Below are 11,746 nucleotides of genomic sequence, written 5' to 3'. Positions count from 1 at the left end.
CCCTTTTGTCATTTTAGTGTCACTAATTTAATGGTTTTGGTTAAAAACTGTAAACTAGTGTGAATGACGTCTCTGTGTCTGTGCTTTCTTTGTCATCAGCAACGTCTGAGTTGTTGGTTACATTAAAAGCCACTTTCATTTGTAGAGAGCCATTAATTTTAGCAAGCAATGCAGTTTCTGAACGTGTTTTAGTATTTGTGTCACCGTATTCAACGGCAACTAGCTGAGTAAAACGCGCATTGTCTGAGATTTGCCAGTTGTAGTCTAATTTACCAAGGGCAATCACTTCACCTTCAAACTCACCGGCAAGTGAATTACCATTTTCATCTACTTCAGTGCTGTCATCTGGGTATTCAAAGTATTTGTAACCCGGACCAATCTCTGCGCTTAACCACATTGTTTTTTCATTTAACAAACGTAAGCCATAACCCGCTGAGATTACAGATTCACTGCGGTATGCACCAAAGTAGTCTGAAACGTGTGAACCATAAATGAATAAATGAGAATGCTCTTCATTTAGTTTATAGTTACCTTGGGCTGAAATTGAGTACTTTTCGTTTGTGCGTTGAGTAACTTTGTTACCGTTTGCATCGTCAACTTCATCTTCTTTGTAGATACCGTCAAGCTTGTACTCGTTGTTCCAGCTTTCAAGATTGTGTTGTACTTTAATACCACCTTTAAGCGTTGTTGTTTCAGTGTTACCACTGGTAACAATAGCACCAAGCTCACTGGTAACTTCCCACGTTTTTTGCTCTGTATCTTCAGCGAAAGCGTTAGTCGCAGCAGATGCTGCAACTAACACTGATAAAAGCTTTAATTTCATTAAAAATAACCTATTTAATACTAAAAATTAGTCTTGCTTGTGTAAATGAACATCCATTTGCGGAAATGGAATTGAAATATTTGCGTCGTCTAATGCAATTTTAATATTTTCCATTAATGAAAAATATGTAGGCCAGTAGTCAGCAGCATTAACCCAAGGACGCACAACAAAGTTAACGCTTGAATCACCTAGTTCAGAAACAGCTACTGTATAAGCAGGGTCTGTTAGTAAACGAGTCTCTGCATCAAGTACTGATTTTAATACTTCTTTTGCTTGGCGTAAATCAGCATCGTAACCAACACCAATAACTAAATCGATACGACGAGTTGATTCTCTTGAGAAGTTAGTAATAGCGCCCGACATAATTTGAGAGTTAGGAACAATGATTACTTTATTATCTGGTGTGCGAAGTTCAGTTGAAAAAATCTCGATTTTCTTAACTGTGCCCATTTTACCGCCAGCTTCTACAAAATCACCCGATTTAAACGGGCGAAGTAAAATAATAAGCACGCCAGATGCAAAGTTAGACAATGAACCTTGCAGCGCTAAACCAACAGCTAAACCAGCCGCACCTAAAATTGCAATAAATGAGGTTGTTTCAATACCAATTTGCGAAAGCGCCATGAGCACTGTTAATGCAAACACAAGGGTATAAACTATGCTTGCTACGAAAGAGCCAACCGCTTTGTCTACCTGTTTTTTTGCAAACCCTTTTTCTGTTAAGTTAGAACAAAACTTAGAAACCCTACTACCTACTAAAAAGATAATAAGCGCAACAACTGCTTGAATACTATAGTGTAAAATTAAGCCTGAGTTATCATTAAGCCAATTAAGTACTGAATCCATGTTTACTCCAAATGTTTTTGATTAGTGTTTTTCCGGTTAGTATTATACATTAATTTACAATTTGTTCTCATTTATTAATGAATTCATACTATATGTATGGCGTATTGTTTATAGTTTTTATTCGCGAACAGCTTGAACAAGTGTTCCTGAACTTTCGCTGTACGAGAGTGAATTTTTAGATTTTATTTTTTAATTTAAATTTTTTTAATTTAAGGCTTCACAAAGTTTATTATTTTATGTATTATGCGCGCCACACCAAACAAGGTGTGTAGTGGCGGTTGTAGCTCAGTTGGTAGAGCCCCGGATTGTGATTCCGGTTGTCGCGGGTTCAAGCCCCGTCAATCGCCCCACTATTTTCTAAGTTCCCTCAGTAATGTCCAAAGTTAATCTTTTAGTTATATCTACCCGGCTTTAAGCCAAAAAAACCTTAAATAAAGAAATAATACTGACTTATCCGTTTGCTTAAGCTTATTTGTGTCTTTACTCTGCGTTTACTTATAAAACCCTGACGCGATGTAAAGTCGCTGCTACTATAAATATTATCCCGCGTCTCACTTTAACTCATACTTTTATAAACCCCTGACGCGACATAAAGTCGCTGCTACTATAAATATTATCCCGCGTCTCACTTTAACTCATACTTTTATAAAACCCTGACGCGACATAAAGTCGCTGCTACTATAAATATTATCCCGCGTCTCACTTTAACTCATACTTTTATAAAACCCTGACGCGACATAAAGTCGCTGCTACTATAAATATTATCCTGCGTCTCACTTTAACTTATACTTTTATAAAACCCTGACGCGACATAAAGTCGCTGCTACCATAGATTTACAAGCATCACCTGTAGCAGCGGATTTATTCCGCGTCACAGAGCCTTAAAAAGACGCGATGTAAAATCGCTGCTACACTTTACTCTTTATGCGCAAGGACTCGCTATGAAGAAGGCTTATCGACTCAGGAAAGGGAGGGTCTATTTAACTAATCATTACTATATTGTCACTATGGTATCCCATAATCGTAATAAGCTTTTCACTAAACTTAATATGAATCGTTGTTTAATAAAACATATGCGAGAGCTAGAACGAGAACAACGAATAAAATCAATCGCATTTGTTATTATGCCAGACCACTTACATTGGCAATTTCAAATACTTTCGAACAATACGCTTTCAAATATAGTTCGTTTTTTTAAAGGTAGAACTGCCGCGAGTTTTTATCAGTTTGAGGTCTATAGATTGTGGCAAAAAGGATATTACGATCATTTAATTCGTAATGAAGAAGATCTTATAGCAAGCGCTCGTTATATTATTGCCAATCCTTTGAGCGCAAAGTTAATAGCCAATGTTGCAGATTACCCTTATTGGGATTGCGTTTATGTTTAATATTACAGCCGACGTGTAGCAGCGGCATAAAGCCCCGCCTTGTATCTACGTTCAATACTAACACCATGCTTGGCTTAACCTTTTACTGACAGCTGACGGCTAAAACTGCTCATTATTTTTTAACCACAAAAAAACACCGACTGCAGTAGTCGGTGTTTTATTTATAACATACTTAATAACAAAGGCTTTTAACGCATACGGCGTCTAAACCATAGCATTCCTGCTAACATAGCTAATAAACCACCAAAGCTACCGCTCGATGAATCATTATCACTTTCTATTGGTTCTTCAACTGCTTCACTACCTGTTGAGGGTTCAACTGCTTCACTACCTGTTGAGGGTTCAACGCCATCTGATACAACTGTTAGCATAAAACTAGTTGAGTTTGAATCAGAAGGATTTTCAACATCACTCACAGTGACTGTTATTTCAGTTTCACCATTGAAGTCTTTGGTAGGAGTGATTGTTGCTACAGCACCAGGTTCATGACTATCGACAACTGCAGTTATATTCTCACCGCTAATAGTGATTGCATTCACACTGTTTTCTTCATCACTGTAATAAATGACAAGATTATTAAGTGAAGTGTTTTCACCTATTGATTGAGCATTAATACCACCGACAACAATGTTTGATGGACTACTTAAGGTATGTGTTAACTCAATATCAGCAATACCACTCACTTTACTCGTTGCAGATAGTGTTAAGTCTTTACCTACACCTGAAGCCTCTACTTCAGCCCAAAGTGAGATTTTAAAGGCTGATGACTCAGGGCCTTCGTAATCATAACAAACAACAAGGCCATCGCTTAACACCGTGTCTAGCTCGTCATAAGCAAATTGTTCGCCCAAAAAGCCTTCGATAGGACCATAAGTATGCGATGGACCTCTATAACCTTGCAGGCCAATTGAACCGCGACCATTTTGCGAACCAAAATCGATGTTGTCATACGCCATAATTAACTCGTAATCACCATCGCCATGAAGTGTATTTACATTAAATAGTAATTCAAAATCAAAACGATCATCTTGCTCTTCCCACGAGTAAGCACCATTTTGCTGCATTCCAGCAAAACCATATGAGCGTGCATTATCAAATTCAATAATACCCCAGCCCGATGCTGTTGTTGCAATTGAGATGCCTTCAGGATCAAATGGACTTTGATATAGAGGAACACTCATCATATATTCTGTTGAAAAGTCCATTGCACGCCAAAGCGGTGCAATTTGCTCGTACGGTAAACCGTTATTAGGCATTGGGTAGTGGAACGGTCCAAATATAGGGGCGCCTGCCATAAAGGCAATCATACCTGTTGAACGTATTTCAATAGCGTTCTTTTTACCTACATTTAAGTACTCAGCGTTATTGTATAAATGAACGTTGTCATATTGACCTTGGAAAAGTGTTGATACAGGTAAAATAATACCTTCTTGATGGTATATCATTCCATCTTTGTAAGGTAATACGTAACCATCTTCACCTTCCTCAATAGGCGCAAATCCGCCCAGTACAGGTAAAATACCAAACGCAGCTAAATCGACATAGCCACCTGAACTTTCACTACCAAAGTTAGGCGTTACACAACTTTGATCGGTTGCATTTGTGGTAATAACATAGTTAGGCTCAATAGTGCTTGAGTCACCTTGTATACCTTTAATAACTACATTTTGACCATCCTGGCTTATTTCAGAGGTATATTTTTCTCTATTAGAGGTAATATTAGCTACTTTTAGACCTTCAGGCAGTGTTGTCGCAATTTCATATTCGCGCTCTTGCCCAGATTGGTTAGCTAAAATATCAAATGTATATTTAACTATGTCGCCTTTTTTGGCCGCTGTTTGTGATGCACTCAAGCTTACATCATCTTTGCCTCTGACGATTTTTAACGCTGTTTTACCGATGTTACCGGCATTAACTTGTGATGTTCCAAAGTCAATGAGTGAGTAATAAATATCACCCTCTTGCATTTGCGAATCAGACCAATTTAAAACAACAGAAGTGCCTTGCTTACCGTCTGAATATGGAACCTCTAGACTCATATTATCTGCAGGAGCATCTTCAACTACAGCTATAGCCACTTTTGAGGTTTCAATAATGTCATCGTAATTCACATCATTAAAGCCACGCTTTCCATTGTGGAATATAACCCAGTAATCGCCCTCTTCAGGATTATTTATATTACAAAAGTTTTCATATAAAGTATGTGAAGAAACACAAAGTATTTCATCATCTAAGTCAATTACAGAGTCGCCATTGTAGTCTTTACCAATAAAGACCGCTAAATTACCAAGATCTTGATGACCTTTTAATTCAGACTCTACTAACTCTGTCACCTCTGCTACTAGACGTTTGCTTCCTGCTGGAACAGAAACCCACTCTACGTGAGTTGACTCGTCTACTCGCTGTTCGTATGTCCCCTTTTCGTCATTGGTCGTCCAAGGGCGGTAACTATCTTTATCTTTGGGTAAAGATAATGTGATTTGCTTAGCTTTTGTAGGTTTATAAACTCGCCCTACATTATCGCCTTCTGGTAATTTTATACCATGAAACTCATGCTTATCATCATTGCGATGTGCCACAACATCAAGCTTTGATGGCATATCATTAGTATCGTATTTAAATACCATTGGCCAATGCATATCTGGGCTTACATTATTCACTTCATTAAAGCGTAATGTAGAATGAAGCTCAACCTCAGAGTTACTAAATAGATCCTGAGTATCCATCACTGATGCGGTGACGATAATAGTCTGTGTTTCACCGGCTTTTAAAGAAAACTCAGAAGGTTGCGTAGTTATTGTTACCCCATTTTGTTGATATTGCTTTTTAGCATCAAATGCCCAGTTTTTAACATCATCTGACTGTACTTTCCATGTACCATCTTTTGTTGCTTTAACTGTTCTAAGCCATGAACAAGTTGGTTGACAGTTAAAGTTCACTAATTGTGGTAGATTTAATCTATGAACCGCACCACCATTATTAGGATCGGCAGCGGCAAAGTTATCAGCCGTTTCATCTAACAGCAATCCAGCTTCAACAGCGTTTGCTACGTTAATGCGGCCAGTACCAGCTCGGTAAGTTGATACATCAATTAGCTCTCCACCAGGTCGATTAAAGTAATTATATTTTACTGTTTCATCTGCAGTAGATACTAGAGCTGATTGAATTTCAGATGGTGACCAATCAGGGTTAGCTTGCTTTATTAACGCAAGTGCTCCTGCAGCATGCGGTGATGCCATTGATGTACCACTTAAAAAGTTATAGTCACCCGATTGACTAATTTCTGCAAAAGGATGCTCATCAGCCCAAGCTGCATAAACATTTACTCCTGGTGCTGCAACCGCAGGAATTAGTGCTTCAGGGGTTGAAGGGCTTGGACCACGTGAGGAGAAATCAGCCAATTTGTCAACATTTTCAGCAACAATTTCACTTTCTATTAGCGTAGGCGTTATGGTTAAAGTGTGCCCCTTGCCATTATTAGTTAGCCATTGTTTTAACGCTGAATAACCATTTGTGTAATCACCATGCCAACTACCATATGAAATATGCACAGAAGGTATGGAGTATTTGCTAGTGTAGCTAATTGGATCGTCCCACCCGTAGTTATATAAAATAAAACCATCAGCACCACCCGCTTCAACATTTGATGCTTTTAATGCACGAGCCACACCATTTGCGTTACTTAATGAATCACGAGCACAAACTACAATGGTATTGGCTGTTTGTCCTTGCGTATCTAAAATAGGACTTCCATCTGGGTAAAAATCGAAAGTATTTTCAGCAAATTCATTGGCACAATACGCGCTGTACTCGCCATTTACATCAGGATAGTCTTTAGCTTGTAATATAACACCAGTAACAGACTCTGTATTAATTGCCCCACCTTTTAGTTCGGTCCAACCTGGAAGTGTTCCTGCTTGTGTTTCGTCAATAAAACTTGGCGTTATGGCTGTTGTTTCAACAATAACTTCACGGCCATGAGTGGTTGCAGCAACATTTAATAACCAAGGTGATGCATGGTCAATTGCACCAAACATTTCTTCATATTGTCCTGAACGACCTGAATTACCCGCTGCTGCCGCTACTGATATTCCGGCTTTACGTGCGCCTAAAAAAGCCATTTCAATTGCATCACTCCAAGGGTGTGAATCTTGGCCGCCAATTGAAAAGTTTATTACATCAACACCATCTGTAATTGCGTCTTCAATACCTGCAATTAACGCTTCACCCGGACAACCGCCAACAGCCGAAGATAATGGTTGGCAAACTTGGTAAGAAATAATATTAGCACGCGGTGCTACACCACTGATTTGTTCAAAAAAGTTTTCTTTTAAAATACTACCATCGCTTGCATTACTAACATCAGGCGTTGAAAGTGGTGCATTATATTGAACATTACCCGCAACAGTTGCTGCAACATGACTTCCGTGTCCATGGTAATCTTCACCAATAGCGGGGGCAAAACCGCCTAACTCTCCGGTGGTAAATGCATCAGTTATTACACTGTAACTACGAATACCAATTAGTTTATCGTTACAACGATCCGCAAATTCTTTTATTTCACAATCGCCAACAAAAACGCCATCACCAAATGGATTTATATGTTTATAACCGTCAGCTGCAACCTCTTTGAAAGACTCATGATCGGAGTTTATTCCAGAGTCAACAACACCAATAATTAACCCTTCACCTTTATACTGAATACCTTGAGATGCTTCGCCACTCCAAACACGATCAGCCTGAATTAGTTGTGGGCCAACATCACTGTGCATTTGGTAGGTTTTTGAACGCTGAACTGACAATACTTGTGGGTTTGTAGCTACTCTTTCAGCTTGCTCTTGAGTCAGCTTCAAAGAAAATCCATTTAATGCGGTCGTATACTGATGACGTATTTTAGCACCTCCAGTATGGGCTGCTAATTCATTAAATACTTCACTTTGTTTATGTAAAATAGCCGACTTAGCCAAAGAGACCTCATTGTTAACGGGCTCTCCTGCTGAAAAAAGCTTTTGGCTCCCCGCCCCTCGCATACGAGTATTTTGAGAAAATGTTTGCTCAGACAGTGCTGGAGAACGAAGTCGAATAATATACACATGCTCCCCAGTCAAGCCGTCCTCTTTGATGAACTTACTATTTTTTGAATTTATAGATACGTTTAATCCATTGTTTTGTAAAACGCTGTACCCCTCGCGACTCTTCCCTAAACTTTGCTCAATTATTTTTTTAGGATCAAAGGTTGGTTTTTGTAAAGTATGTTGTAGATTATCAAGCGCACTTATATTGGGCACCGCTGCGTTAAGCGTACCAGCACTATAAAGTGCTGAGAGTACTGCTGTTGTTATTATTTTAGTCTTCACGTTAGACATCCTGTATGAAATATAGTTATTTATCAATTACCTTTACCGAGTTATTATGTCGACAAGGTAAAAAGATTAAATCATATGTGAACGAATAATAGCCAACATGTTAATGTAGCATTTTGTATCATTATGGCTTTAGTTCGCGACATAAATAGTGCAAAGGAATAAAGTGAGTAAATTAGGTTTTTCTTGTGTAGGTTTGTCATTGAAACAAATAATAAAAATATTTATGCTTTTTTTTACTGTATCTACATTTTCAGCATTAGCAGATCTTTCTGAGTTACAAAAAGTCAAAACTGATCAGTGGTATATCTCTGCTGCAGTAGGTTATGGCTACCAACAGAGTCCTCGAATAAAATCAGATGGTACACACGCCTACATACTTCCAAGCATTGCATATTATAGTGATAAGTTTTATCTCGAAAACACCACGCTAGGCTATAGTTTATACGAGTCAGAAAAGCTAATAATTGATATTCAATCTAAGCTGAATGAAGATGCATTCCACTTTAAAATTGATGGCCTAAAGCATGTGTTAATGAGCGATATATTTGGATATGCGCCCATTGATAATATAGGTTTTGAGGATACCCCTCGTTACAACAATATCACCCGGAAAATTTCATATTTAGCTGGCCTTTATATTGCTGTTCCAATGAGGTTTACAAATTTTTCTATTGGTGCTTACCAAGATATTTCTAATGTTCATAATGGACATGAAGTTCAAGCTAAATTAAACCATTCGTTCAACTTCGAGCATTTTGCTGTTGCATATGAAATAGGCATTACCTATAAAAGTAATGAATTACTTAATTATTATTACGCTTTGAGCCCACAAGATAGACAGTATTTTGAATCTACTTACAAAGATGATGAGCGTATCAGTGGGCATATACGCTTAATTACAAAAGTTCCATTAAATACACGTTGGAGTGTCGTTGCTATTGCAGAGTACAATTATCTAGCTAAAGCAATTCAGCGTAGTCAGCTTATAGTGGAAAAAGATTATTTAGGTTATTTCTTCGGTTTTAGTTATGACTTTTAGTTTTTATAAACGTAATTTAAATATGTTAAGTACATGTCATTACTCTTTATTATTTATGGCGTTAACACTTTCTAATCAAAGTATTGCACAAAAACTAGAGTTACAATTACAACCACGTATTTGTGTGCCAGAAAAGCAATCACCATACTGCCAGCAGCTGGTAAGTATAAGCTATCCAGCAGAGTTACCCACAAAAACGTGTTTGTATTTAAATAAAAATACACTTTTACAATGCTTTGCTGCAAATCAGTACATTCAATTTAAGTTTAAAACCAACACTAAAAAAGATATTTATTTTCAACTTCGTGATAACGAGCAAAATATCATAGCTAGGAAAGAGTTTAAAGTTCTTCATCATGAGCCCCCAAAACGTTTTCGCCGTGGTATTGGTTGGAATATTTTATGAGAAATGATCAAATAAACTTGGTACTTATCGAAGACGATAAAGTATTGGCCGAACTAATTGCCACCTATTTACGTCAAAATGGCGTTTATATTGAGGTGTTTAACTCTATTGAGTTAGCTTTAAAGCCACGTTCAGGTATACCTATGGATTTAATTATTTGCGATATAATGCTGCCAGGTATGTCTGGTTTTCATGGATTGCAACTATTAACACGCAGCTACGCATGTCCTTTGTTATATTTAACAGCACGCATAGATAATAACGATCAACTAAGAGGTCTTGAGCTAGGGGCTTGCGATTACATAACAAAGCCTATCTCACCTGAGCTGTTGTTAGCAAAAATAAAAGCGAACCTTCGTAAGTTCAACCCCATAGTAACGGATAAAATCACTGTTGGTAAGTTGACTCTAAAACAAGCAAACCATGAAATTATTTATGACGATATAGTATATTGCTTAACAACAAAAGAATTCGAGTTACTTTGGTTATTTGCCACTAATAGCGGAAAAACTTTATCTAGAGAGTACTTATTTGAAATATGTCTGGGACGATTTTATAACGGCGTAGACCGCAGTATTGATTTAAAAGTTAGTCGCTTACGCAAGCGATTACAAACTTATGCAAAACAATCTGTCGATATAGTGACTGTTCATGGAGAGGGATACAGACTCTCTTTAAGCGAGCAATAGATGCTTTGGCCGTTCAGCAAACTAATATTATCGTTGATTACTTTGTCGGTTGTGGTTTATTTAATATTTTCTCAATTAGTGCTTCGACATCATCCTGACAGCGGTAAATATTTAATTACAGTTGAGCAACTGCTCACTTCTGAAGAAGGAAGTGCCACTATAAAAGCAATAAATATCAATGACTTAGCTATACCTATTCATCTAAAAAAACAATTAGAAAAAGGGCAAACCATAGCGTTACGTCATAATGAAGCTTCTATATATTACTATAGAATCAATGCAGCTGGGATACTATTTGAAATAGGTCCTGTTAATATTGAAAAATCACAACAAGGTACTCTTACATTACTGGTCGTCGCTTTTTATCTGGGCTTAATCTTAGTTGTACTCACATTAATTTGGCCTGTGTTCAGAGACTTACATCTATTACAATATCAAGCTATAAGCTTTGGTAAAAAACCTCAAGTATTACCTGTTAAGCTAAAAAGCACCTCAAAAATAGCACCATTAGCAAATACAATGCATAAGATGTCAAAGCAAGTTATACAGTTTATAAACATGCACCAATCACTTTCACAAACAATATCTCATGAGGTTAGAACACCTATTGCACGCATGCGTTTTGCTATTAACTTAGAAAATAAACAACGAGAGTCGCCCTATCTAACATTGATCGAAAGCGATCTAAATGAAATAGAACTAATAGCAACAAGTTACCTTACTTTTTCGCGCATTGACTATTTACAAGATAAGCAGTTTTCTAGCTTTGCCTCAGAGCCTTTTATTAAGGACATAATTAATGGTTTTACACTATGTACAACACAATGCATTATTTCTTACCAATGCCAAAGTGAAAATCTTTTTGGTGACAAGCAAGCATTAAAAATTGTATTTCAAAATTTAATCGCTAATGCACTTCGCTATGCAAAAAAAGAAATAAGGCTCACTCTTTACTCAAACGAACAAAGCCATCAGTTAATAGTTGAAGATGATGGCCCAGGGCTAGCTAAGGACTTTGAACCTTTAAATAAATTTGAGCAAAAAAATAGTAATGGCTATGGTTTGGGCTTGTATATTGTAAATCAAATTGCTCTTTGGCATGAGTCAAAACTTGATGCTGGACGCTCAGCGTCATTAGGAGGCGCTAAATTTTCAATGTACTGGGAAAGTTAACAACTAATTAATAGGT

At 37.4% G+C, this 11,746-nt stretch carries 8 protein-coding genes and 1 tRNA gene; 6 read left to right on the top strand and 3 right to left on the bottom strand.

Annotation, left to right across the window (positions count from 1 at the left end; translation table 11 throughout):
• Nucleotides 1-40 precede the first annotated feature (40 nt).
• On the bottom strand, nt 41-823 hold the full coding sequence (locus ATS76_RS00585) for a DUF481 domain-containing protein (RefSeq protein ID WP_058550628.1): 783 nt from the start codon (nt 821-823) through the stop codon (nt 41-43).
• A 27-nt stretch (nt 824-850) separates the two neighbouring features.
• Nucleotides 851-1,669, bottom strand: a complete 819-nt coding sequence (locus tag ATS76_RS00580) for a mechanosensitive ion channel family protein (RefSeq protein WP_058550627.1) — start codon at nt 1,667-1,669, stop codon at nt 851-853.
• 274 nt (nt 1,670-1,943) lie between these two features.
• On the opposite strand from ATS76_RS00580, the gene ATS76_RS00575 reads away from it, so the two are divergent.
• Both ATS76_RS00575 and ATS76_RS00570 read left to right on the top strand, forming a co-directional pair.
• Nucleotides 1,944-2,019: transfer RNA gene (locus ATS76_RS00575), tRNA-His, on the top strand.
• Nucleotides 2,020-2,610: 591 nt separating this feature from the next.
• Nucleotides 2,611-3,057, top strand: a complete 447-nt coding sequence (locus ATS76_RS00570; RefSeq protein WP_082664304.1) for an REP-associated tyrosine transposase — start codon at nt 2,611-2,613, stop codon at nt 3,055-3,057.
• Nucleotides 3,058-3,245: 188 nt separating this feature from the next.
• Here ATS76_RS00570 and ATS76_RS00565 read toward each other — a convergent pair whose 3' ends face one another.
• Nucleotides 3,246-8,423, bottom strand: a complete 5,178-nt coding sequence (locus tag ATS76_RS00565) for a S8 family serine peptidase (protein WP_152995616.1) — start codon at nt 8,421-8,423, stop codon at nt 3,246-3,248.
• 163 nt (nt 8,424-8,586) lie between these two features.
• On the opposite strand from ATS76_RS00565, the gene ATS76_RS00560 reads away from it, so the two are divergent.
• Genes ATS76_RS00560 through ATS76_RS00545 form a run of 4 tightly spaced genes read left to right on the top strand, consistent with a single transcriptional unit; the run spans nt 8,587 to nt 11,730 of the window.
• Nucleotides 8,587-9,462, top strand: coding sequence for a MipA/OmpV family protein (locus ATS76_RS00560; protein WP_058550626.1), 876 nt, complete (start codon nt 8,587-8,589; stop codon nt 9,460-9,462).
• The gene (locus tag ATS76_RS00555) at nt 9,452-9,868 is read left to right on the top strand and encodes a DUF3019 domain-containing protein (RefSeq protein ID WP_058550625.1); all 417 of its coding nucleotides are present in this window, start codon (nt 9,452-9,454) and stop codon (nt 9,866-9,868) included. The genes ATS76_RS00560 and ATS76_RS00555 overlap by 11 nt, the downstream gene beginning before the upstream one ends.
• Complete coding sequence (locus tag ATS76_RS00550) at nt 9,865-10,557, top strand: response regulator transcription factor (protein ID WP_058550624.1); 693 nt, start codon at nt 9,865-9,867, stop codon at nt 10,555-10,557. Before ATS76_RS00555 ends, ATS76_RS00550 begins: the two co-directional genes overlap by 4 nt.
• Entirely contained in the window at nt 10,558-11,730 is a 1,173-nt protein-coding gene (locus ATS76_RS00545; RefSeq protein WP_058550623.1) for an ATP-binding protein, read from the top strand.
• Nucleotides 11,731-11,746: the final 16 nt, after the last annotated feature.

The organism is Pseudoalteromonas sp. 10-33 (assembly GCF_001469195.1).
Lineage (GTDB): Bacteria > Pseudomonadota > Gammaproteobacteria > Enterobacterales > Alteromonadaceae > Pseudoalteromonas.
The sequence above is the reverse complement of the archived record's forward strand: the minus strand, read 5'-3'. Positions and strand labels throughout refer to the sequence as shown.

Bases quoted from the DNA above. Each gene is read 5' to 3' on its own strand.
- ATS76_RS00585 (WP_058550628.1), bottom strand. From the start codon at position 823: ATGAAATTAAAGCTTTTATCAGTGTTAGTTGCAGCATCTGCTGCGACT.
- ATS76_RS00580 (WP_058550627.1), bottom strand. From the start codon at position 1,669: ATGGATTCAGTACTTAATTGGCTTAATGATAACTCAGGCTTAATTTTA.
- ATS76_RS00570 (WP_082664304.1), top strand. From the start codon at position 2,611: ATGAAGAAGGCTTATCGACTCAGGAAAGGGAGGGTCTATTTAACTAAT.
- ATS76_RS00565 (WP_152995616.1), bottom strand. From the start codon at position 8,423: ATGTCTAACGTGAAGACTAAAATAATAACAACAGCAGTACTCTCAGCA.
- ATS76_RS00555 (WP_058550625.1), top strand. From the start codon at position 9,452: ATGACTTTTAGTTTTTATAAACGTAATTTAAATATGTTAAGTACATGT.
- ATS76_RS00550 (WP_058550624.1), top strand. From the start codon at position 9,865: ATGAGAAATGATCAAATAAACTTGGTACTTATCGAAGACGATAAAGTA.
- ATS76_RS00545 (WP_058550623.1), top strand. From the start codon at position 10,558: ATGCTTTGGCCGTTCAGCAAACTAATATTATCGTTGATTACTTTGTCG.